Source organism: Campylobacter sp. CFSAN122748, assembly GCF_045277125.1.
Lineage (GTDB): Bacteria > Campylobacterota > Campylobacteria > Campylobacterales > Campylobacteraceae > Campylobacter_D > Campylobacter_D jejuni.
On sequence record NZ_CP116953.1, the window covers coordinates 1468035 to 1491623 of the forward strand.

The window sequence follows — 23589 nt, forward strand, 5'->3', positions numbered from 1 at the left end:
TCTACTCTACCCTCTCTTTTAGTTTTAAAAATATCTCAAAACAAGCCCCGTCTTTTCCATTTTTAACTTTTATTTTTCCTTGGAAACTTTCGATAATTTGTCTACTTATATAAAGTCCTACTCCTATACCTTGACTAGGATGTTTTGTTGTAAAATAAGGTTGAAAAATTTTATCTAAATTTTCTTTATCAATCCCACCAGCATTATCTTTTATTATAATTTTCAGATAATTTTTTCCAAATTTTGAAAAATTTATTGTTATGATTTTCCTTTTTTTGTTTTTAAATGCTTCTATTGAATTTAAAATCAAATTAAGAAAAACTCTTATTAAACCATTCTCATATGCCAAAACTTCATAATCACTTTTCGAAACAATATTAATATTTACATGATTTTTTTCTATAGTTTCAAAAGCAATTTCCAAGGCTTTATTTAAAGTCTCTTTTATAAATACACACTGCTCTACTCCTTTGTTAAACAAAGTTCTAAACACATCAATTGTTTCTGACATATTTTTAATCATATCTTTTGATTGTGAGTAAATTTCAGCAAATCCTTTTTCATCTTTAAGATTTTGCTTCATTTGAAACATGGCAATACCGAGCTCATTTAACGGTTGTCTCCATTGATGTGCTATATCACTAATCATTTGTTCTAATGAAGATTTCAAAATCTCTTCATATGCTATTTTAATATCTTTTTCATTTTTTTCCAAGGCAATTTGCATTTTTTTCTCAAATTTTTTACCTAACTGTATAAATTCTTGTTGGTGATTTTTAACTGTATTTTCAAGATTAATACTTAATTCTCTTAATTTAGCGTGATTTAGAGCAAGCTCTTCATTAAGCTTAAAAGAATTACTAACATCATGAGAGAATGCTACTATTTCTATTAATTCATTATTTTTATCCAATATGGGGATTAATAAAGTTTCAAGATAGAAAGTTTTGCCTAATTTATCAATATTTTTAAAAATAACTTGATAAGGTTTTTTATATGAAAGTTTTTTTAAAAGTTCTTCAATATAACATTCCTCAACATCTGGATGTTTAAATATTGAATGTTTTTTTCCTATAAGCTCTTTTTTACTATATCCACTTATTTGACAAAGCTTATCACTGACAAAAATTAAATTTCCTTGAACATCAGCTCTTGAAAAAATTGTATTTTTTTCAAGAGCTTTAAAAAACTGATCTTTAAAAAAATCTTTCATTGAAAAGCCTTAAAACCTATATAGGCAAGATTTATACCGTAACAAACAATAACGCCATACGATAAATAATTAAATAAATTTTTCAAAAAATCACTAAAAAACTGTGAAATTTTAGAAAAAAATAACATCGCAGGTAAAGTTGATATTCCAAAAATCATCATTATCAAAATACCTTCAAAAATATTTTGCTTACTCATTGCATTGGCTATAAAAAAATACACCAATCCACAAGGAACAAAACCATTTGAAAATCCTAAAAATATGGCTGATTTTAATCCTTTAAAATTTTTAGATTTTTTAATAATTTTCTTTACAAAACTATCAAAAAAAACATTATTTTCAATAAAAGATAACATATTGCCTCTAAAAATAAGAGCAAAACCCAAAATCATCATAAATATACCAAGAATAAAAAATGACAAACTTTGAACCTTAGCATTGATTGCCAAGATATTCCCAAAAGTCCCAAAAATTATCCCTAAAACAATATAAGCAAAAATTCTAAACAAATTATAAATAAAAGTTAATAAAAATAAATTATTGCTTTTTGAATTCAAATTTATAAAAAGTAAATTAAAACCACCACACATAGAATAGCAGTGTCCAAAACTAGATAAAAAAGCAACGCTGATAATAGCTAAAAAATCTATACTCACATCAAATTCATAAATTCTTTAAAAATATACTTACTTTCATGAGGACCTGAAGAACTTTCTGGATGATGTTGCACTGAAATAATAGGATAGTCTTTATATCTTACTCCTTCAACATTATCGCCAAATAAATTTCTATGAGTGATATGAGCCACTTGAGCTAATTCTTCTGGAACATTATAATTATGATTTTGTGCGGTAATTTCTACCGTTTTTGTATCAAGATTGATCACAGGATGATTTGCTCCATGTTGTCCAAATTTCATTTTATAAGTTTCATATCCAAAAGCATTACTTAAAAGCTGGTGACCTAAGCAAATTCCAAGCATAGGAATTTTAGCTTCTGCAAGTTTTTTAATCTCTGCAATCTCTTGTTTTAAAATCCTTGGCTCACCTGGACCATTAGAAAGAAACACGCCTTGAATTTCACCTTTTTTATACAGAGTAATCAACTCATCTGCTTTAACATTATATGGATAAACTTCTACTTCAAAACCTACTTCTACAAGTTCATTTAAGATATTTGTTTTAACACCATAATCTATAACAGCAACTTTTTTCTCACTTCTTTTAGCATCATTAAATTTTTGAAAACTAGCGTTCCAAACGCCTTGTTTATGAGAATAATTTTTCTTAGTGCTAACTTCTTTTACAAAATTTACTTCATCAATTTTTGCTGATTTTTCTAAGGCGATTTTTAAATCTTCTTTATTTGAAATTTCAGTTGAAATTACAGCTCTTAAATTGCCATTATTTCTTATCATTTTTACTAGATATCTCGTATCAAGTTCATAAATTCCTATTTTTCCATGTTTTTCAAGATAATCTTGCAGACTTTCTTTAGCGCGAAAATTTGAAAAACTGGAACTTAATTCACGCATTAAAACACCACTTGCAAAAATTTCCTTGCTTTCATTATCATTTTCATTGGTTCCCACTATACCAATTTCTGGCATGGAAAATACGATAAATTGCCCTGCATAAGAAGGATCTGAAATAATTTCTTGATACCCTGTTAAAGAAGTGTTAAATACAAGCTCTCCAAAAAAAGTACCGCTCTTTCCAAAAGCCTTAGCACTTAAAAAAATATCATTTTCTAAATAAATATAAGCCTTCATTAAAACATACCTTTTTTTCTGAGCTCTTCTTGATAGAGTTTTTCAAAGATAAGATCGTATTCTTCGCTACCTGGAATAGGTTTTGTTTTATAATTGCTAATTTTCTCATAAACCTCATCTTCAAGTTTTTCATAAATTTTAAGATAAGACTCTATGCTTGAAAAGATTAAATTTTTAACTCTATTTTCACTCACTATAAAATTAATATAATCATTCTCTACAAGTTCTTCTAAAATTTGATGCGCTAGATGATTATGTCTATCTTCAGAATCTAAAATCACATTAAATTCAGGAGCTAACTTTTTCTTCACAAGCCAAAACATATTTTTACGATCTACTTGCATAAGCTCCATTTCATCTTCTTGTTGCTCTAAAAGCTCTTTTACTCTTTCATCTAATTTTCTTTCATTTAGAATATCTTTCTCTAAAACTTCTATTATACATACCTTAAGCTTTTCTAATTGATCTTTAATTTCTACAAAAGAAGAATTAGCTATATCTAACATCATTTTATTTGCGATATAAGGAATATGTGGTAATTTTATACGCATCTTAAAAACCTTTTATTTGATAATGTTTGAAATAATAGCTTATTTTTGGTAAAAGAATGTTAAAAATGAAAAATTTTCATTATTTTAATCACCTAATTACTAGCATTATTATCTAAATTTTTCAAAAGCAAAGTAAGCTCGCTAGCTTTTTTTGGATCCATTTTAGATAAAACACCTGAAATTTTACGCGATTCCAAAGAAAGCATTATTTTGCTTGCATCCTCTGCATCCATTTGACTTAAAACATCTGCAATGGCTGCATCTTTCATTTGGGAATAAATTTCTTTAACCCTACCTTGAGTTTTATCATTGATTGAATTTAAAATCTTTTGTTGTTCTTCTACAAGCCTTGCGTTTTCAAGCTTTAATTCTTCAATTTTTGCCAAAGTTGCATTAACCTCAGCCTCTTTTTTTTCTAAATTTTCAAGCCTTTCTTTTTGCAAAGCTTCAAAAGAGGCTTTATAAGCTTCTAAAGATTGTCTTGCTTCATCAAATTCTCTAGTTTGCAATTCAATTTGAGCTTTTCTAGCTTCAAAATACTGCTCACAATCTTGTTCAGCTCCAAAAACTACACTTGAAATAAAAACTAACAATATAAATTTTTTAATCATCTTTTTCTCCTTTGAAAAAACGACTGATTGCAATTTCATCTAAAAATTTTTCTTCAGCCTTGGCAAGTTCTTTTTGCTTTTGTTTAATTTCCTCGGCTTCTAAAACCTTCATTTTTTCATAATCTAAATGTGCTTTTTGATATAAAAACTGATAATGATTCATTTCTTTTTTAGAAAGTTCTACTTTCTCCTTAGCTCTTGCCAAAGCCTCGCGTCCTACTTGTGCCATACTTAAATTCGATCTTAACTCTGCTATAGATCCTGATTTTGGCAATACGCCTAAACTTCCATACTCTTGGCGTGAAAGTTCATAAGCTTTTTCATGTTCAAGCTGTCTTTGTTTGGCTTGATTAAGATTTGATTCTGCTTTATCAAGTTGTTGTTTTCTTACCTTTACAACAGAATTATATTTACTTTTCATAAGATGATAGTATCATCTCTTTCAGGGCTAGTAGAAATATACTTTACCTTAACCCCTGCAAGCTCTTCAAGTCTTGCTATATATTTTTTAGCATTTTCTGGCAATAAATCATAATCTTTTATACCAAAAACTTTATCCCAACCATCCATTTCTTCATAAATAGGTTGAACATTTTCTAAATCGCTTGGTATATAGTCGATTTCCATGCCCTTATATTCATAAGCACGACAAATTTTTATCTTTTCAAAACCATCTAAAACATCAAGCTTCATCAAAGATAAAGCATCAAGACCATTAAGTCTTGCTGTATATCTTACAGCAACTGCATCAAACCATCCACAGCGTCTTTTACGTCCCGTGCTTACGCCAATTTCTTTTCCAATTTGCGCAATTTTTTCTCCATCTTCACCTTTATCCTCAGTAGGAAAAGCTCCATTTCCCACACGCGTTGCATAAGCTTTTACAATACCTATAATATTTCCCGCTTCTTTAGGATTTAACCCAAGTCCTGTTAAAGCGCCTGCTGAAATAGTACTTGAGCTTGTAACATAAGGATAAGTTCCATGATCAATATCAAGCATAGAGCCCTGAGCTCCTTCTAAAAGTACTCTTTTATCTTCATCTAAAGCCTTCCAAAGCATTCTTGTAGTATCTGTAATATAAGGAGTTAAAATTTCATTAAAACGTTTTAAATCAGCAAGCAATTCTTCAGCACTTGGAATTTCAATTTCAAGCATTTCAAAAAAAGTTTTATTAGCTTCAAAATCTTTTATCAAAGCCTCGCAAAGTCTTTGTGGTTCTAAAAGCTCTCCAACTCTATGTCCTGTACGATTAATCTTATCTGCATAAGAAGGTCCTATACCCTTACCTGTTGTTCCTATGGCATTTTTGCCTTTGAGTTTTTCTTTTGCAATGTCTATTAAAGAATGATGTTTTAAATTTAAATGAGCTCTATCGCTGATATATAATCTACCTTTTAAATTTTCAAATTGAGCCATTTCAGCGATCAATACTTCAGGAGAAACCACAACTCCATTTCCGATAATATTAATACATCTTGGATGCAAAACTCCACTTGGCATAAGATGAAGCGCATATCTTACACCATTTACCCAAATCGTATGTCCTGCATTGTGTCCACCTGCACTTCTGCAAACAAAATCATAATTTTCACATAATTTATCAACTACCTTACCTTTTCCTTCATCGCCCCATTGAATGCCGACAATAATATCTGCTTTGCTCATAAAAATTTCCTTGATTTTACTTAATATTGGCGAGAAGATGAGAGAATCGAACTCCCCAAAGAATAGTCAACTATCCTTTCATCTGATTTGAAGTCAGTGGCGATCACCAGATACGCTAATCTTCCAAAGTGATAATTATAGCGATTTTTAATGAAAAACAAAATAAATTTATCAATATTCTTTTTGACTTCATATTAAATTTAAGCTATAATCTTACTCTTTTTTAGCATCAAGTTTTGATGATTACATTTTTAGGATCTTTCTTTGAATTCTTTTAAACAAAAATATTTAATCAATTTTTGGGACAATTCCCGTTCTATGATTGCACTTGGAATTTTAAGTGCAGTGTATTTTGGGATTTTTGGTGGCGTTTGGGCTGTTACTGGAGAAATGACACGTTGGGGTGGCGAGTTTTTAGAGCTTTTAGGTATGAATTTAGATGGATATTCTTATTACCAAAAGCAAAATTTAAATGGAACCCCTTTAACAAGAACTGATGGTATTATGCTCATAGGTATGTTTATAGGTTGTTTAGTAGCCGCACTTTTAGCTAACAAAGTCAAATTTCGTCTACCTGCTAGCAATATAAGAATTTTTCAAGCAATAGTAGGTGGAATTCTTTCAGGATATGGAGCAAGACTTGCATTTGGATGCAATTTAGCTAATTTTTTTACAGGTTTACCTTATTTTTCTTTACACACTTGGCTTTTTACTGTTTTTATGGTTTTAGGAATTTATCTAGGAGTGAAAATTTGCAACACTTCCTTTTTTAAACCTAAAGCTAAATTAGAACATGTAAATAAAGAAAACTTGCCGTTAAACAAGCAAAGTTTGCGTACAAAATTATATTTTAACTTAGGCATATTGCTTTTCATAGCCTTTTTAGTTTGGGTGTTTTATCTTGTTTTTACAAATGGCAATATCAGCACACAAAACAAACAAAGTCTTCTAGCTTTAGCACTGATTTTTGGTTTTGTTTTTGGCTTTGTTATTTCTAGAGGGCAAATTTGTTTTACTTCTTGCTTTAGAGATTTATTTTTATTTGGTAGAGATAATGCTATAAAAGGCGCATTAATCGGTATGATTATCGCCTCTTTAATCGCTTTTGCTTTTATCTTGCAAGGTCATACTAGCAAACTCATAGAACTTTCTCCTGCTGTAGCTGTGGGAGCATTTTTGTTTGGTTTTGGTATAGTTTTTGCCGGAGGTTGCGAGTGTGGTTGGACTTATCGTGCCTTTGAAGGACAAAGTCATTTTATAATAGTAGGAATTGCAAATATAATAGGAACTATGATTTTAGCTTTAAGTTATGACTTTTTACCAAAAGCTTTTAAAGAAGGTATAAAAATCAATCTTTTAACTGAATTTGGCAATTTAAATGGATTTTTTATCAACCTTATTTTATTCATCTTAATGTTTGTTTTTGTAGTATTTTACAAAAAACACTTTTTTAAAAATCAACTTAAAGGATAAACAGTGAAAATTACTTATAGTTTAAATTTACAAGGTGAAGCTTGTCCTTATCCTGCTATAGCAACACTTGATGTCTTACCTAAGCTTAAAAGTGGAGAAATTTTGGAAGTGCTTTGCGATTGCCCACAAAGTATCAATTCCATACCTCAAGATGTAAAAAACCGTGGTTTTAAAGTGCTTGAAATCGATCAAAGTGGACCCACGCTAAGATTTTTAATACAAAAGCCTTAAAAAAGGCTTTTGTTCTCAAAGCTCTTTTAACATCTTTTCATAAGCTGCTTTAGTTCCAGATCTTACATTTGTAAACAAACTTGCAATAATAATCACCGCCGAAGCTGCTAAAAACCCTGGAACTATTTCATAAAGACCTGAATTTGCAAAATTCTTCCAAAGCACCACAGTAGCAGCTCCTGTTATCATACCTAAGATCGCTCCTACTCTTGTCATCCTACTCCAAAATAAAGAAAAAAGCATTACAGAACCAAAAGAAGCTCCAAATCCAGCCCATGCATAAGAAACTATACTCAAAACACTTGAGTTTTTATCAGTAGAAATCAAAAACGCTATTACAGCTACCAATAAAACACCTAATTTACCTAAATTTAATACAATATGACTTGGTGCATCTTCTCTAAAAATCTTTTTATAAAAATCTTCCGCTATAGTAGAACTTGAAACCAGCAATTGTGAACTTGCCGTACTCATAATAGCCGCTAAAATAGCACTGAGTAAAATACCTGCTATCCAAGGATTAAATAAAAGCTGCGACATCACGATGAAAATCTTTTCAGGATCTTGCAAACTTAATTCAAATTTATGCACATAAGCTATGCCCAAAATACCTATCATACAAGCACTTAAAAGACAAACCGCCATCCAAGCAATACCTATAAAAGTGGCCATAGGAATATCTTTAGTAGAACGAATCGACATAAAACGCACTAAAATATGTGGTTGACCAAAATAACCCAAACCCCAAGCAAGTGCAGATATAATACTTATAACTCCTACTCCTTCGCCCATAGATAAAGCTTGTGGTTTTATTTCTTTTACTATATTCATCGCTTCACCAAAGCCACCTAAATGATAAAGCATAACCAAAGGTACAATAATTAAAGCTATCATCATTAAAAGTCCTTGTATCATATCCGTCCAACAAACCGCCTTATATCCACCTAAAAAAGTATAAGCAACAATAATAATCGTTCCAGTAGTTAAAGCATAATCGTATCTGATACCAAAAGTACTTTCAAAAAGTTTTGCTCCGCTTACAAGCCCTGATGAAACATAAAAGGTAAAAAATATCAAAATTACCACCGCACATACGATGCGCAGTATATGTTTATCATCATCAAAACGAGTTTCAAAATAATCAGGAATAGTCAAAGAATTTGCAATCACACTGGTATAAATTCTAAGTCTTTTTGCCACAAAAATCCAATTTAAACTAGCTCCTATAGTAAGCCCAATTGCAATATAAGAATCTATAAAACCACTTACATATAAAGCTCCCGGTAAACCCATTAAAAGCCAACCACTCATATCAGAAGCCCCTGCGCTAAGTGCAGATATCACAGGCCCCATAGTACGCCCACCTAGAAAATAATCCTCTGAATTTTTATTTTGCTTATAAAAATAAAAACCTATATAAAGCATTAATAAGGCATACACTACAAACATCACTGCTATTGGGGTATTAATTTGAACCACTTCCATCAATCTCTCCTTGATCATTAAGATATTGCTCTAATGCCTAAATTTCCATAACGATGAAAAGATATACTTAAAGCTTTTTCATTAAAATAATTTAAAAGTTCAAAACGACCATTTAATAATGGCTTTTCTCTTATAATGATTTTAGCAAGCTTTGCAGCCTCTTTATAAATCTCATCATTTACATCTGGCTTTGCTAAATAACGCACTCTTTCATATTCTTTAATACTCTTGATAAAATTTTCTTTATTTTCTTTTAAAAACAATACTTTTGCTCCTATGCTTTGAACAATTCGTTCTATCATACTAACATCTTGTTCATCATAACTGATACTTAGATCAATATTTGCAATATTTGCACCTAAAACCACACCTAAAACATCTTTTAAGCTTTCATTTCCACAAAGTCTTAAAACCATATTCTTTATTTTAGTATAAGAAAAAAGATTATCTTCTCCACGAATATTGACATAATCTTTTGAAACACTAAACTCATTTTTATAATGATAAGCATAAGATTGAGACATTTTAATTAAATCGTTCATAAAATCTTGTGCTTCTTTTAAATCTATTTGTGCTAATTTTTTTGAAAATTTATCTTCAATTAAATGATCATCAAAATCTTCTTGCTTAATCTCTAAAAATTGAGTGATATAATTATAAATTCCCACTTTTCTACCCAAACCTATGGCAGATTTTTTAATCCCACCAAAAGGTTGACGCAGCACTATAGCCCCTGTGGTTGGTTTGTTAATATAAATATTTCCTGCTTCTATGTGAGTGTGAAAATACTCCCATTCTCTTTCATCTAAGCTTTCAAAACCTGCAGTTAAACCATAACCTGTGGAATTTACTATATCAATAGCTTCTTTTAAGTCTTTAGCCTTCATTACACTTAAAATCGGTACAAAAAGTTCATTCATATGAGTAAAATCACCCTTTTTAGTGCCATATTTTATGCCTGGAGTCATCAAATAAGGATTATCCTCTAAAAACTTAGGTTTTAATGCCCATTCTTCATAAGGTTGTAATTCATCTAAGGCCTTTTGAACTTTAGAACTTGGCTTATCAGCTAAAGAACCCAATTTATTTTTAAATTCAAAAGGATTGCCTACTGCCATAGAACTTGCAGCATCTACTAAAGTCTTTTTAAATTCTTCATCATGATAAACTTCTTCTTCTAAGACTAGCAAAGAAGTAGCTGAACATTTTTGACCGCTATTGCTAAAAGCAGAATGAATGATATTTTTAATCGCACTATCACGATCAGCAAATTTAGAAACTATAGTCGCATTCTTTCCGCCCGTTTCAGCACTTAAAAGCAAGGTTGGATTAGCTTTTAACATAGCATAAGCAGTATCCTCTCCTCCTGTAAGAATTGAAAATTTAATCGCTTCATCAACAAGTAAATATTTAGAAATATCACTTCCTTTTGAAGGTAAGAAAATCAAAGCGTCTTTTGGAATACCTGCATCCCAAAAACACTTACAAAGCATATAACCTGTTAGAGTTGAAAGTGAAGAAGGTTTGTAAATCACCACATTACCTGCAGCTAGTGGTGCAGCTATGGTGCCCACTGAAATCCCTACAGGAAAATTCCAAGGAGCTATGGTAACCCCTATGCCCTTAGGTGCGAATTTAACTTTTGGATTTTGTTTTTTAAGCTCTTCTAAAGAGTGCGGATAAAACTCTATAAAATCAATAGCCTCACTTACTTCAGGATCGATCTCTAAAAAGGTTTTGCCCACTTCTAAAGCTGCCAAACCTATTAAATCTCCCCTTCTTTCTCTCATAAGTTTTGCGCTTTTGGCTAAAATTTGATAAATTTCATCATGACTTTTTTGTGTAAATTTGGAATTTTTAGCTACTTCTAAAGCTTGTTTGATTTCTTTTTCTCCTGCTAAATAAGCCTTTCCTATCACTCTATCTTCAATCTTATCTTTAACTTCTAAAACATTTAAATTTTCTGCTTTAAAATCAAGCTCACCTATAACAGGATAAACATCATAATCTTTTAAATTTTCATATTTAGCTTTAATTTCTTTAGCCCAAACTCTATTTTGCGCTAAAATAAAATCTGTATCACTTTCATTGCTAAATTTTTTACTCTCGTAAGAACTTGTGATATTTTGCTCTTTATTTCTATCTTGCTTACGATGTGTAGTATTATCAAGAGTTTTTATACCTTCTAAAGATTTTAAAAAAAGTTCTTTTTGGATATTCCAGTTTTTATCTCCTACTTTAAGATTGAAAAAATAACGCATAAAATTATCTTCACTTGTATTTTCATCAAGGCGTCTTACAAGATAAGCAATAGCATTGTTAAAATGTGCTTCATCACAAACTGGGGCATAAAGGATTAAATCATGCATTTTGGATAATTGATAAGAACATTGTAAACTCATACCTTCAAGCATTTCAAAAGTAAAAGAATCTAAAGCACCCGCTTCACTTATGCGTGTATAAGCATAAGTAATCTCAAAGATATTATGACTTGCAATTCCTATGTTGATGTATTTATAATTATCTCCTTCAAGAATAAAATCAAGCATTTTATTATAATTGCTATCAGTATCTATTTTTTTGTAAAAAGTAGGAAGCTCCCAGCCTTTTTGAGATGCAATAGTTTCTTCACTTTCCATATTAGCACCCTTAACAAAACGGATCTTAATAGGCTTCATACCTTTTAAAACCCTCTCTTTTGAAAAAGCAAAAAGTTTTTTAAGATACTTATAAGAATCAGGAATATAAGCTTGCAAAACAATCCCTGCTTTAATATCAAATTTAGCCACACTTTCCATAAAAGCTGCAACGGTGAGCTCTAAATCCCTAAATTCTTCCATATCCAGATTGATAAATTTAGATACACCTTGTTTTTTCTCTTCTTCTAAGGCTAAAGCATAAAGATAATCTAGTCTTTTTACTACCTCTTCTTTGGAATAATCAAAATCTATAATATTAATTTGTGAAAAAATAGTAGTAATTTTTATGGAAATATAAGTGATATAACTTGATTTTAAAGCTTCTTCATATTTTTGCATACGATATTTGCTCTCAGCTTCACCTAAAACCTCTTCGCCGATTAAATTCACATTTAAGATAATTTTATCTTGCTCTTTTCTTTTATTAATATGCGGCTCTAAAACACTAGGGTTTGCATCTAGAACCATAGCTTTAGTATCTTCTCTTAAATGTTTGACAAAAAAAGGCACACTTAAATTAGGAGCAAATTTGCCAAAATTTAAAAAGCTAAAAAGTAGGAATTTTTCAAAAGTGCTAAAAAAATCCGCTATGCCATATTTACTCAAAGTATATTCTATAAGCTCAAAACTTGCATTTTTATCTTTACATCTAAAAGAACGATCTAAAAGTTCTATAAGCATAACTTTATTTTTGGGATTGTTAAGAAGTTTTTGCATTTTAGCATGAAATTCTTTTTCAGAATTTGAAATATTGGCTTCTATTTGTCCTTGCAATTCTTCAGCTAAGGCTAAAGCTTTTTGTATCATTTCGCATCTCCTAAGATAAAATTAAATTTTAATAAATAATATATAAATAAGATAAAAATAATATTTTAAATCATAGAAAATGTATAAAAAATGATAAAAAAAATTTTAATGGGTATATAAGTAACAAAAATTAAGAAATGATAATATCATTTTCTTGCTTATTTACAACCTTAGCAATAATTTTAGCTTGAATATTTTCATCTTCTAGTTTTTTTAAACATTCTAAGGATTCTTTTTCACTTATAGAAATTAAAAGTCCTCCTGAAGTTTGCGGATCACAAAGTAATAATTTTTCTTCATTTAAATCAGGGATAAGTTCTTTTATAAATTCTAAATTTTTATAAGCTCCAGCAGGAATTAAACCCATATTAAAATATTCTTTTGCTCCCTCTAGAAAAAGAATTTCATTTTGGAAAATTTCAAAAGAAATATTTTTATTTAGCATTTCTTTTAAATGTCCTAAAAGTCCAAAACCTGTGACATCACTCATGGCACTTGGATGAAATTTAAGAGCAATTTGACTGGCTTTATAATTTAACTCCATCATGTTTTTAAGCATTATATCTAAATGTTTTTGATTTAACATTTGCGCCTTTAAAGCTGTACTTAAAATTCCTGTTCCTAAAGGCTTGGTTAAAATGATACAATCTCCGATTTTAGAAGTATTATTAGCAATAAATTTACTAGGATGTACTTTTCCTGTAACACTAAGTCCAAAAAAAAGCTCAGTGCTTTCTATAGTATGGCCACCCACAACTAAAGCATTGCATTCTTGAACCTTATCATTTGCACCTTCTAAAAGCTCTTTTAAGATATTTACATCATGATTACAAGTATCAAAACCTACTATATTTAAGGCATTAATTACCTCTGCACCCATAGCAAAAACATCACTTAAAGCATTTGCTGCAGCAATAGCACCAAAATGATAAGCACTATCTACTATAGGAGTGATAAAATCAAGCGTTTGCACCAAAGCTAAATCGCGGCTGATTTGATATACGCTTGCATCTTCATTATTTCCGATATCACTAAGTAAAGCAGGAGTTTTTTGCATGAAATTTAAAATTGTTTTAAGACCACCCGGGCTTAATTTCGCTGCTCAACCTGCTGCTTTAACAAAATGCGTTAAATTTTGATTTTTATATTGCAGTGTTTTTCCTTATAGAGTAATGATTTTTGCTTTACCAAAAAGCTCGTTTAAAATTTCATAAGCATTGCCTATATTTCCTATTTTAAGTTCTTTGCTTTTATTAAAAAATTCTAGACAAGCTCCACAACTTATGATCTCAATACCTAAATTTTCAAGTTCTTTCATAGCTAAATGTGCTTTATGATTTTCATCAACATTGATTAAAACACTTTCATTTACGCAAAGAATTTTACTTGGAGCATGATCTAAATTTTTTAAGGTACTTAAAAATCCTACAAGTAAATTTTGTCCCAATTCACCCTCACCCACTTTGTCGGTTTTTAAAAATAAAACATTATAATCGTGAATATTTACTTCACTAGAATCAAAATTCTTTTTTTGTACTTTGATGCAAAACTCTTGTGCATTTTCATCTACAATAGGGTTTAAATTTAAAGAGTTAAGAAATTTTACAACATTATTTTTTGAAATAATAGAATTTAAAACAATTTCTAAAATTTCATTTTCTTGAAGTTTTTCAAGAGCGTTTTTTGTTTCAACTATAGGCTGAGGACAAGATAGATTGCGACAATCAATTTTCATTATTTTTCCTTGATATTAGCTTTGAAAAATAATATTATTTTATTACTTGTTTTGTGTTTAAAAATTTTAAATAATATAGAAAAAATTTAAAAGCTCAAAAATGAGCTTTTTTAAAATCTTTTTTTATTCACATCTTCAAGAATTGCCGCAGCAATTTGATTGACTTCATTTGTTATATTATTGGTGACATTTGCAACTTCGACATTTTCCTTAGTTACAGTTTCAAGTTGTGCTATAGCATCGTTAATCTGTGTGATTCCTGCTGTTTGTTCTTTTACAGATTCTGCTACTTCATTTACGCTTTGAACAAGTATATTAATATTTGCCTCGATTTCAGATAAGGATTTTCCTGTTCTTTCCGCAAGCTGTCTTACCTCATCTGCAACAACTGCAAAACCACGCCCATGTTCTCCAGCACGTGCAGCTTCAATAGCTGCATTTAAAGCAAGAAGATTCGTTTGCTCAGCGATATCTTTAATCACATTGACAATATTTTTTATATCATCAGCTTGTGAAGCAACCTCAACTGTTTTTCCACTTACATTTTGCATAGAAGAATTAATCTCCTCTACAGCTGCAGCCGATTGTTCTAAAGAACTCGCTTGTGCATTAGAGCCATCAGCAAGTTTTTGCATAGAATTTTTTAACTCTTCTGACTGATTGGCTAAATCTTTAGCAAAATTTGAAGAAGCTACAAGCATCTTTTTAATTTCTTTGCCTAAAATATTAGTTGTAATCTCAACTTCACCTTTAGCATTAAATACTTCTGTACTAAAATCAAGAGCCTTGTAACTATCAAAAACTCTATTAATTTCATTCATATTAGAACCAATTTTACTTTGTAAAACATCAAGCATCCTATTAAGAACATTTTTAAGTTCTACTAATTGAGGATTTATAGGATTTTTAGTAATTCTTGCAGTTAAATTACCCTTTTCGATTTCTCTAGCAGTTTGCACCGATTCATCTACAGCATTTTGATCTTGTTCTAAAGATATTTGAATCTTTTCAATATTTTCATTTATGATTCTTCCCATTGCTCCTAGCTCATCATTAGCACGAATTTCAATAGCCTTAGGTTCAATTTTTTCATGATTTAAAAAACGGAAAAATGATTCTAAAGAACTAAGAATCACAGGCAATCTAGATGCGACAATTTTTCTTACGCAATAATAAACCACTCCTAAAACAACAAAAATAAAAATAAAAGATGCACCAAGAATAATTAATTGTAATTTTTTTAAGGGTTTAAATACTGAATATTTAGGAGCAGTTACCAAAACTGCCCAAGAACTATCTTGCACTTTAAAACTATTAATCGCAGCATAAGAATCATCACCATCAGAAGCTATATAGTTAAAAACTCCATTTTTTCCTTCACTTATGGCCTTATAAGTTTCTTGTGCACCTTTATTAGGATTGATATCTTTTAAATTTTTTAAAACTAGATTTTTATTTGGATGTATCGCCATAAAACCATCTGAATTTAAAAGAACTCTTAATTCACCATCATATTTTTGACCTTTAGGGTCTAAAAGATAAGTAGCAATATCTGAAAAATCTAAAGTCATGCCTATGACACCTACAACTTGATTTTTTCGATCAAAAATAGGCATAGCAACATTTACAGCATCAAAATCTTGACCTTCTAAATTCATCTTAATAGGACGGCCTATATATACTTTATTTTCCCCATATTTTGCTTTTTTTAATATATCTTGCACAACTTGCAGATTAGCTATTTCATCACTAGCTTGTATTGCTTTTATTCCGCCTTTATTATCCTTTTCTTCATCAGCGTAAAGCATAACAAATTTTCCACTTTGAGTATTAAAAAATTTACTCTCTTCTTTAAAGTATTCTGGCGGATCAATAAGATACAAATAAGTAAAATTAGAATAAGCACTATTATCAAAAGTATTGGTTATAATATTTGTTATATTGTCTATATCTAAATCTTCTTTAGAGGTTGATCTAAACATTTCTGTTAAAGTACCTGAAATACTTTTATTTAAAGCGATCATTTCCCCAAAAATTCCTTGAGTTTGAGTAGCATATTCTTTCGTGATAGAAGCAAGAATATCTTCTGTATTTTTGGTAATATTTTGACTTACTTGTTTTGTGATTAATGAAATTAAAATAACAAGTCCAATAACAACAACAGCTGCCACAGAAAAAATAAGTTTTAAACCTATATTTAAAGATTTAAACATCTTATAACTCCTAAAAAATAAAAAATTTAGATTCTAATTTTAACATATTTTTAAAAAAATAATATTAATTAATTATAAAAAAATTATGTATTAGTATTTTTTGATAGAAGATTTATTTTTTTCCTTTTAAAAACAATTCTTTAAAGCGTTTATTAGCGTATTCTTCTATGTCTTTTTGCAAAATAGAGTAATTTTCCATCAATTCCATAGCTCTAGGAGTAAGTTTTGTTCCTGATTCTTTAGAGCGTCCTTGTCTTGTGCTAACTAAAATTTCTTGAGAATTTTTTTGTAAGGTTTGTAAATGCATCCAAGCTTTTTTATAATTAATCCCCATAAGTTTAGAAGCATGTAATAAACTACCTGTTTGTCCGATAAGTTCTAAAAGTTCTGTTTTTCCTCGACCAAAAAGCAAATCTCCATCCGCATTTTCAATCCAAGTTTTTGTTCTTACTATAAATTGCTTACCTTTTTTTTCTTTAAAACAACCAAGTTGACAATACTTTACATCAACCTTATAAGTTTTTAAAGCTGAACGCATACTTTTAAGTCCACAACCTTCTTTAGCAATATCTCTTGCATCTTTACAAAAAATTCTACGCTTTTCATCTAAACTAGGTTCTATTTTTTTAAGCACTTCAATCTTTGCTTTTTCAAAATCTAAATGTCCAAATTGCCCCAACTCGCAATTATCAATTCTCATGTGATTTTCATCGGCTAATTGTCCGATTTTTTCTATATTTATATTAAATTTCTTTGCAATTTTAAAAGCCGTACCACAATCTAATTTTTCATTGCTATTTAACAATTCTCTCATATATGAGATGATTTCTTTTTCTTGATTTTTATCCATGAATTCTAAATTCTCCACTATAAATATTGATCTTATTTTCTCTAGCAAAACCACAAAGCGTTAAATCAAATTTTCTTGCTATCATAACCCCTAAACAAGTAGGAGCCGTGCGTGAAACAAGCACTGGAATTTTATGCATAACTGCTTTAGCTACCATTTCAGAACTTAGCCTTCCACTAACCATTAAAAAACATTGACTTAAATCAACCCCAGCTAAATGTGCTTTTCCTAAAGCTTTATCTATGGTATTATGTTGAGCTATATCTTCACCTATAAAAAAAGTTTTCTCATCTACAAAAAGCTTAGCCGTATGCACACAGCCTGTTTTCTCGTAAAGCTCGCATTGAGTATAAAAAGTACTCATTTGTTTTAAAATTTCACCTTTGCTAAATTTTGCATCAGAACTAATTTTACTCGCTTCAATGGCTTCTGGATCGATATTTGCAGTATGTGCTCTACCACAACCACTTATAACTACACCTTCAGCATTAAGCTTTGCTAAATTTTCTTTATCAATCTTTGCTTTAATATGCACACTCATACCATCATCTTTTGTTTCTATACTCTCAATATCACTTACTTTCGCAATGATATTTTCACTCATTAAATATCCTATTGCTAATGCCTGTTCATCTACAGGAGTTGCCATTAAAGCACCTACTTTTTCATCATTAATAAAAATTTCAAGCTTAATTTCACGCACTAAAGTATCATCACATGTAAAAGATTCATTGCCTTTATATTTTAAAATTTGAGTTGTAAATAACGGATCCATACCTTATCCTTTAAATATCTTTAAATAATATTATATCAAAAAAACATAAATAACAAATTCACATATGGAAAAATAGATTTTAGATTCAACTTATAAAATAAAATTCGTTCTATTTATTTCAAAAAAGCTTAAAACTACCGCTATGCAATAACATAGCGGTTAAAGATTAAATTTTTACATTAGGATCATAAGAAAAACTAGGTTCAATTTGCTTTTTATTGCTTAATTCTTTATACCAATAAGAATGTAAAATATAAACCTCTTCTTCTTCTTTATAACCACTAATCATAGAATGGATACTGCCTTTGATTGCAAATACTGCCATATAAATATGCACACCAAAAAACACTGCACACACTATACCCAAGAAATTATGCACTATAGCTGAAATTCTTAAAAGTTCAATTTGAGTTAAACCAAAAAGACCTTGAATTGCCGTGGAATTAAAATCAAGAAAATACATAAATCCACCTGTAATTATCATCAAAAATCCACCAAATACAGCTATATAATACCAAGATTTTTGACCAAAATTAAACTTACCTGCAGGTACAGGACGTTTTACTTTGCTTAAATAACCACCTACTATCATCATCCATCTGATATCATAACTTGCAGGAAGCATTCTTTTAATCCACCATAAAAACATAGGGATTATAGAGATGATAAATAAAACCGTTGCAAAAGCATGTAAATTTTTACAAACCCTTACAAAAAGTCCGCCTCCAAAAGTCGCCCCAAACATCATCACAAAACCAGTTGGCACTAAAATCACCCAAGAAATTGCCGCGATAAAATGAAAAAGTCTTTCAAATAATGTAAAAGCATAAATTTTCTTTCCATCGTGTGAAAATTGCTTAGGTCCTATAACCATATAATGCAAAGCAAATGCAGATAATACCGCAATAACAGCGATTAAAGCTATAGTAGCTATATATTCACCTTGCAAAGTTGTCCAAAGTTTGCCAAAAGTATCATAATTTGGGATATTTGTAATACGATGAAAATCCCAAATTTGAGTATCTTGTCCCATTCTCTCGCTACCATAAGCAAATAAACTCACTACGCTTAATAAAAGCGTTACAAATACTTTTCTCATAAGCGTTCCTTTCCTGTGTAAGCAATCTTCCATTCCAAACTTTCCGAAGGATTTGGAATGCCATAATTTCTATTCATAAGTCTATTATGATAAATCTCTTCTATTTTAGAACTTTCACCTACTAAAAGTGCTTTTGTTGAACACATCGCAGCACATACAGGGACTTTTCCTTCTGCGATACGATTTTGACCATAAAGTTCTCTTTCTTTTTCTGAATTCGTTGCTTCAGGGCCACCTGCACACATAGTACATTTATCCATAATGCCTTTATTTCCAAAAACACTATCTTTTGGAAATTGTGGTGCACCAAAAGGACAAGCATAAAGACAATATCCACAACCTATGCAAATTTCTTTATCGTGTAAAACAATACCATCAGCACGGATGTAAAAACAATCCACAGGACAAACGATAGAACAAGGAGCATCATCACAATGCATACAAGAAATAGAAGTTGAAACTTCTTTTCCTTGAATTCCTTCATTTAAAGTAATCACACGGCGGCGGCGAATATGAATAGGAAGCTCATGTGCTTCATCACAAGCTACCGCACAACCATTACAATCAATACAACGCTCATTATCACAAAAGAATTTCAAGCGTTCTTTTTCTAAATTTGCAAAATTTACCTTACTCATTTTCCATCCTTACTGATTCTACAAAGCCCGCCTTTAGTCTCTGGAATCTGACACATGATATCATAACCATAATTTGTTACCGTATTAGCACTTTCTCCGCTTGCATAAGGCTTAGTTCCTTCTGGGAAATTGTGCGTTAAATCCACGCCTTGCATAACTCCTGTAAAATGGAAAGGCAAGAAAATCATATCTTTTGCTACACCTGGATTAACCTTCACTCTTACATGAATTTTAGTGCCTTCTGGAGAATGCACCCAAATCATATCTCCTGCTTTAATGTCTTGCTCTTTTGCTAATTCAGGATTGATCTCACAAAACATTTCAGGTGTTAAACGCGTTAGATACATAGATGCTCTATTTTCCATACCTGCACCATTTAAATTCACAAGTCTTGCGGTAACAAGATTAAGCGGGAATTCTTTAGAATAATCCTTAGCTTGTTGCACAGAAACAAATTTAGTATCCACGCGATAAAGTGCTTTTTGATCTTCAAAACTTGGATATTTTTGCACCAAATCGTTTCTTGGAGAATGTAAAGGCTCACGGTGGAGTGGAATTTTATCTTTAAAAGTCCAAACTACAGCTCTAGCTTTAGCATTTCCATAAGGAACTATGCCTTTTTCTATACATTTAGTTGCTATGATATTGCTATCATCATAAGACCAAGTTGATCCCATTTTTTCTTTTTCTTGGGCACTTAAAGTAATACCTAAAACTTTTTCTATATTATCTTTAGTAATTTGTGGATAACCTGTATCAATAGGTGAATTTAAAGGCGCATTTTTAGCAAGTAAACTCTCTCCTTCATACTCAAGTCCAAAATTATTTCTAAAGCCCATACCACCTTTTGCTACTTCAATGTCGGTATTATAAAGTACAGGAGAACCTGGGTGCTTATCACTCCAACAAGGCCAAGGAAGCCCGTAATACTCGCCCGCAACTTCGTCTTTTCCTTCTAAAGTTACCTCATCAAATTTATCCCAGTATAAAGTATGCTTTTTAAGCCTTTCAGGACTCCAACCATTAAGCCCTATACTTCTAACTGCTTTTGCAATTTCTCTTGTTGCATTTTCAGGCCAAACAATCTCACCTTTTTCATCGCGTAAAGTCTTGGTAAAGTCTTCATAAAAACCTAATTTTTTAGCAAGCTCAAATAAAATTTCTTGATCTTCCATGCTTTCATAAAGTGGATCTACAACTTTAAATCTCCATTGTCCGCTACGATTTGTTGCTGTTACACTTCCGCTTGTTTCAAACTGTGTTGCTGCAGGTAAAAGATAAATTCCATCTTTTCTTTCTGCAATAATCCCTGCTTCATTTACAAAAGGATCGGCTAAAACTAAAAGCTCTAAAGCTTCCAAACCTTCTTTAACTTTTACTTGTTGTGCAGTCGAAGTAATACCATTTCCCATAACTACTAAAGCTTTTAAAGGCGTTCCTGCATTATCGATAGCATCATTTCCATCTTTTCCATTTAAAGCCGCTGCCCACCATCTAGCAAGTGAAAGCCCAGTTTTATGCATCCAATCTTTGCTTACAAAATTTCCTAAAAGCCACTCATAATCCACACCCCAAATTTTGGCATAGTATCTCCAAGTCGCTTCATTTAAAGGATAATAACCTGGTAAATTTTCGCTCAAACAAGCCATATCTGAAGCACCTTGAACATTATCGTGTCCGCGTAAGATATTAACTCCACCACCAAATTTACCTATATTTCCAAGTACCATTTGCACAATAGGTGCTAAACGTGTATTTGAAGTTCCTACAGTATGTTGAGTTAAACCCATAGCCCAAATAAGCGTAGTTGGTTTGTTTTTAGCTACTTCGTGAGTGATTTGCACCAAAAGTTCTTTAGAGATCCCTGTAACATTTTCCACTTCTTCAGCTGTCCATTTTGCTGCTTCTTCACGAATTTTATCAATTCCAAAAACTCTTTCATCAAGATATTTTGTATCTTCCAAGCCTTCATCAAAAATGATTTTTAACATTCCATACATGAAAGCAATGTCAGTTCCTGGACGAATTCTTGCATAAATATCCGCTTTTGCTGCACTTTTTGTAAATCTAGGATCTACAACGATAAGCTTTGCACCTTTTTCTTTTGCTTTTAAGAAATGTCTAAAACCCACAGGGTGATTTACCGCTGGATTTGCTCCAATGATAATGATACATTTACTTCTTTGAATGTCTCCAAGATGGTTTGTCATAGCGCCATAACCAAATGTATTCGCCACACCGGCGACTGTTGCGCTGTGTCAAATTCTAGCTTGATGATCTACATTGTTCGTTCCAAAAAATGCTGCAAATTTTCTTATATAATAAGCTTGTTCATTATTAAGTTTTGCAGAACCTAAAAACATAACACTTTCAGGATTTTCTTTACGATAAGCAGCTAGTTTTTCTCCGATCTCACTTAAAGCTTGCTCATAACTTATGCGTTTCCATTCTCCATTTTCTTTTTTCATGGGATATTTTAAACGCACATGTGAACGCACCATATCGATCATATCAGATCCCTTGCAGCAATGTCCACCTGAACTCACAGGATGATCTTGAGCAATTTCTTGACGCACCCAAACACCATTTTGCACTTCTGCAATAATCCCACAGCCTACAGAACAGGCTGTACAAACTGTTTTTACTTTTTTACTACCTTCATACGCTTCTTTAAGCTCATCAGCACTCGCTTCTCTTAAAGTTTCACTTCTAGCAAGCAACGGTGTTGCTAGGCTTGAAAGTGCTGCCATTTTAAGAAAAGAACGACGCGTAAGCTTGATATTTTCACCTACACTTGACATTACTCAGCCTTTATATAATATTTTTCCCAATTAGCACTTCTTTGAAAAAGCACTTCTTTTTTCTTACTTTTACCTTTAACCAAATCTTTTCTTTCTTCATCTTTAGCTAGAGCTAAAGTCGTGCTACCAAGCACTCCAGCAGCCCCTAAGGCAAAAGCGGATTTTTTAAGAAATTCCCTGCGATTTTTCACGAGTCCTCCTTTGTTTATTTGCTTCTCTTCTTAAAAATTCTGAACGCGATAGATCGTTTTGCACTTTTTTAGAATTTATTTTTGCAGGTTTTTCCACTTCAAAGCAAAGTCTTTCAAATTCCATAAAAGCCGATGCAATACTTGCAATTTCCTTATATAAATTCGCATTTTTATTCATGAAAACATCGCCTAAAAACTCATCAATGCTTTTATTGATCACTTTTTCAAAAAGCTCTTTGACTAAATCATCTTCATTTTGCCTTAAAAATTCACTCATCAACAATAAACAAAATCCAACACTATCTTCACTTTCTTTAAAAAATTTTTCATTGCGTCTTATTTTACTTTTGACTAAAATTTGACGCACGCAAAGTAAAGGATTTGAATTTTCAAAACCTTCTTCTATGTAAGAAAAAGTCGTTGGAATGCTATTTTTAAGACTTAAAAAAAGCAAATCATATTCTTTAAAAAATGCTTGTATAGAATTTTCATCATCTAAATGCTTAAGCAAGATATCAAAATTTGATTTTAAATTTTCATCAAATAAACATTCTTGCATTGTCTTTAAATACTCTTGTAATTTTGACAATCTTTCTTCAGAAAATGAAAAAACAAAAAGCTCTCCTAGACATTGATAATAAAGACTTCTAGCTAATCTTAATTTTTCCAAATCCATTAAAGCTCCCATGCATTCAAAATTTTCAAAAATAGCTTTAAATTTTGCTTGAATGAATATTATGCAAAATATACCTAATATTCATTTTAAAGCCGATTTTTA

21 protein-coding genes and 1 tRNA gene are annotated in these 23589 nt (G+C 30.9%); 2 read left to right on the forward strand and 20 right to left on the reverse strand.

What is annotated here, in order from left to right; genetic code table 11:
• Position 1: 1 nt before the first annotated feature.
• From bumS to OT390_RS07630, 8 genes are all read right to left on the reverse strand, one after another.
• Positions 2-1213 (reverse strand): butyrate sensor histidiine kinase-like phosphatase BumS, encoded by a 1212-nt coding sequence (gene bumS, locus OT390_RS07595; RefSeq protein WP_032582243.1) that lies wholly within the window; start codon positions 1211-1213, stop codon positions 2-4.
• Positions 1210-1869, reverse strand: coding sequence for a sulfite exporter TauE/SafE family protein (locus OT390_RS07600; protein ID WP_032582241.1), 660 nt, complete (start codon positions 1867-1869; stop codon positions 1210-1212). The genes bumS and OT390_RS07600 overlap by 4 nt, the downstream gene beginning before the upstream one ends.
• Positions 1866-2984 (reverse strand): glutamine-hydrolyzing carbamoyl-phosphate synthase small subunit, encoded by a 1119-nt coding sequence (gene carA, locus OT390_RS07605; protein WP_002851156.1) that lies wholly within the window; start codon positions 2982-2984, stop codon positions 1866-1868. Before carA ends, OT390_RS07600 begins: the two co-directional genes overlap by 4 nt.
• A complete protein-coding gene (locus OT390_RS07610) occupies positions 2984-3535 on the reverse strand; it encodes a DUF507 family protein (protein WP_002851269.1) in 552 nt (183 codons plus the stop codon). Before OT390_RS07610 ends, carA begins: the two co-directional genes overlap by 1 nt.
• Positions 3536-3627: 92 nt before the next feature.
• On the reverse strand, positions 3628-4146 hold the full coding sequence (locus tag OT390_RS07615; protein ID WP_002851265.1) for a MotE family protein: 519 nt from the start codon (positions 4144-4146) through the stop codon (positions 3628-3630).
• Positions 4139-4567 carry a flagellar export protein FliJ gene (locus OT390_RS07620; RefSeq protein ID WP_002860701.1) on the reverse strand — a complete coding sequence of 143 codons (429 nt, stop codon included), beginning with the start codon at positions 4565-4567 and terminating at the stop codon, positions 4139-4141. The genes OT390_RS07615 and OT390_RS07620 overlap by 8 nt, the downstream gene beginning before the upstream one ends.
• Positions 4564-5814, reverse strand: a complete 1251-nt coding sequence (locus tag OT390_RS07625) for an adenylosuccinate synthase (protein WP_002855302.1) — start codon at positions 5812-5814, stop codon at positions 4564-4566. The genes OT390_RS07620 and OT390_RS07625 overlap by 4 nt, the downstream gene beginning before the upstream one ends.
• 27 nt (positions 5815-5841) lie before the next feature.
• Positions 5842-5939 (reverse strand) — tRNA-Sec (locus OT390_RS07630).
• Positions 5940-6078: 139 nt separating this feature from the next.
• Between OT390_RS07630 and yedE the strand changes: the two genes are divergently transcribed.
• Both yedE and yedF (OT390_RS07640) read left to right on the forward strand, forming a co-directional pair.
• Complete coding sequence (gene yedE / locus OT390_RS07635) at positions 6079-7287, forward strand: selenium metabolism membrane protein YedE/FdhT (RefSeq protein WP_032582239.1); 1209 nt, start codon at positions 6079-6081, stop codon at positions 7285-7287.
• Between the two features lie 3 nt (positions 7288-7290).
• Positions 7291-7518, forward strand: a complete 228-nt coding sequence (gene yedF / locus OT390_RS07640) for a sulfurtransferase-like selenium metabolism protein YedF (protein ID WP_002851188.1) — start codon at positions 7291-7293, stop codon at positions 7516-7518.
• A gap of 15 nt (positions 7519-7533) precedes the next feature.
• Here yedF (OT390_RS07640) and putP read toward each other — a convergent pair whose 3' ends face one another.
• The 12 genes from putP to OT390_RS07700 all read right to left on the reverse strand — a co-directional run bounded on the left by putP (position 7534) and on the right by OT390_RS07700 (position 23499).
• Positions 7534-9003 (reverse strand): sodium/proline symporter PutP, encoded by a 1470-nt coding sequence (gene putP, locus OT390_RS07645; RefSeq protein WP_002867235.1) that lies wholly within the window; start codon positions 9001-9003, stop codon positions 7534-7536.
• A gap of 17 nt (positions 9004-9020) precedes the next feature.
• Positions 9021-12509, reverse strand: coding sequence for a proline dehydrogenase family protein (locus tag OT390_RS07650; protein WP_002867234.1), 3489 nt, complete (start codon positions 12507-12509; stop codon positions 9021-9023).
• A gap of 130 nt (positions 12510-12639) precedes the next feature.
• On the reverse strand, positions 12640-13662 hold the full coding sequence (gene selD, locus OT390_RS07655; RefSeq protein ID WP_011049992.1) for a selenide, water dikinase SelD: 1023 nt from the start codon (positions 13660-13662) through the stop codon (positions 12640-12642).
• A gap of 9 nt (positions 13663-13671) precedes the next feature.
• A complete protein-coding gene (gene yedF, locus OT390_RS07660) occupies positions 13672-14244 on the reverse strand; it encodes a sulfurtransferase-like selenium metabolism protein YedF (protein ID WP_002867232.1) in 573 nt (190 codons plus the stop codon).
• A gap of 110 nt (positions 14245-14354) precedes the next feature.
• Positions 14355-16457 (reverse strand): aspartate chemotaxis receptor CcaA, encoded by a 2103-nt coding sequence (gene ccaA, locus OT390_RS07665; RefSeq protein WP_002833220.1) that lies wholly within the window; start codon positions 16455-16457, stop codon positions 14355-14357.
• 112 nt (positions 16458-16569) lie between these two features.
• Positions 16570-17307: a winged helix-turn-helix domain-containing protein gene (locus tag OT390_RS07670; protein ID WP_002822570.1), complete on the reverse strand. Its 738-nt coding sequence runs from the start codon at positions 17305-17307 to the stop codon at positions 16570-16572.
• Entirely contained in the window at positions 17300-18082 is a 783-nt protein-coding gene (gene fdhD / locus OT390_RS07675; RefSeq protein ID WP_002867230.1) for a formate dehydrogenase accessory sulfurtransferase FdhD, read from the reverse strand. Before fdhD ends, OT390_RS07670 begins: the two co-directional genes overlap by 8 nt.
• Positions 18083-18248: 166 nt before the next feature.
• Positions 18249-19181: a formate dehydrogenase subunit gamma gene (locus OT390_RS07680; RefSeq protein ID WP_002867229.1), complete on the reverse strand. Its 933-nt coding sequence runs from the start codon at positions 19179-19181 to the stop codon at positions 18249-18251.
• Positions 19178-19819 (reverse strand): formate dehydrogenase FDH3 subunit beta, encoded by a 642-nt coding sequence (fdh3B, locus tag OT390_RS07685; RefSeq protein WP_002851264.1) that lies wholly within the window; start codon positions 19817-19819, stop codon positions 19178-19180. The genes OT390_RS07680 and fdh3B overlap by 4 nt, the downstream gene beginning before the upstream one ends.
• Positions 19816-22620 (reverse strand): formate dehydrogenase subunit alpha, encoded by a 2805-nt coding sequence (locus tag OT390_RS07690; RefSeq protein ID WP_079254195.1) that lies wholly within the window; start codon positions 22618-22620, stop codon positions 19816-19818. The genes fdh3B and OT390_RS07690 overlap by 4 nt, the downstream gene beginning before the upstream one ends.
• Positions 22620-22811: a twin-arginine translocation signal domain-containing protein gene (locus OT390_RS07695; RefSeq protein ID WP_002803269.1), complete on the reverse strand. Its 192-nt coding sequence runs from the start codon at positions 22809-22811 to the stop codon at positions 22620-22622. Before OT390_RS07695 ends, OT390_RS07690 begins: the two co-directional genes overlap by 1 nt.
• Positions 22786-23499 carry a molecular chaperone gene (locus OT390_RS07700; protein ID WP_406611474.1) on the reverse strand — a complete coding sequence of 238 codons (714 nt, stop codon included), beginning with the start codon at positions 23497-23499 and terminating at the stop codon, positions 22786-22788. Before OT390_RS07700 ends, OT390_RS07695 begins: the two co-directional genes overlap by 26 nt.
• Positions 23500-23589: the final 90 nt, after the last annotated feature.

Excerpts from the sequence above, each read along its gene's own strand:
- fdhD (WP_002867230.1), bottom strand. The coding sequence starts at position 18,082 with ATGGATCCGTTATTTACAACTCAAATTTTAAAATATAAAGGCAATGAA.
- OT390_RS07670 (WP_002822570.1), bottom strand. The coding sequence starts at position 17,307 with ATGGATAAAAATCAAGAAAAAGAAATCATCTCATATATGAGAGAATTG.
- bumS (WP_032582243.1), bottom strand. The coding sequence starts at position 1,213 with ATGAAAGATTTTTTTAAAGATCAGTTTTTTAAAGCTCTTGAAAAAAAT.
- ccaA (WP_002833220.1), bottom strand. The coding sequence starts at position 16,457 with ATGTTTAAATCTTTAAATATAGGTTTAAAACTTATTTTTTCTGTGGCA.
- fdh3B (WP_002851264.1), bottom strand. The coding sequence starts at position 19,819 with ATGAGTAAGGTAAATTTTGCAAATTTAGAAAAAGAACGCTTGAAATTC.
- OT390_RS07650 (WP_002867234.1), bottom strand. The coding sequence starts at position 12,509 with ATGATACAAAAAGCTTTAGCCTTAGCTGAAGAATTGCAAGGACAAATA.
- OT390_RS07620 (WP_002860701.1), bottom strand. The coding sequence starts at position 4,567 with ATGAAAAGTAAATATAATTCTGTTGTAAAGGTAAGAAAACAACAACTT.
- OT390_RS07610 (WP_002851269.1), bottom strand. The coding sequence starts at position 3,535 with ATGCGTATAAAATTACCACATATTCCTTATATCGCAAATAAAATGATG.
- OT390_RS07615 (WP_002851265.1), bottom strand. The coding sequence starts at position 4,146 with ATGATTAAAAAATTTATATTGTTAGTTTTTATTTCAAGTGTAGTTTTT.
- OT390_RS07700 (WP_406611474.1), bottom strand. The coding sequence starts at position 23,499 with ATGGGAGCTTTAATGGATTTGGAAAAATTAAGATTAGCTAGAAGTCTT.
- yedF (WP_002867232.1), bottom strand. The coding sequence starts at position 14,244 with ATGAAAATTGATTGTCGCAATCTATCTTGTCCTCAGCCTATAGTTGAA.
- carA (WP_002851156.1), bottom strand. The coding sequence starts at position 2,984 with ATGAAGGCTTATATTTATTTAGAAAATGATATTTTTTTAAGTGCTAAG.
- OT390_RS07680 (WP_002867229.1), bottom strand. The coding sequence starts at position 19,181 with ATGAGAAAAGTATTTGTAACGCTTTTATTAAGCGTAGTGAGTTTATTT.
- putP (WP_002867235.1), bottom strand. The coding sequence starts at position 9,003 with ATGGAAGTGGTTCAAATTAATACCCCAATAGCAGTGATGTTTGTAGTG.
- OT390_RS07625 (WP_002855302.1), bottom strand. The coding sequence starts at position 5,814 with ATGAGCAAAGCAGATATTATTGTCGGCATTCAATGGGGCGATGAAGGA.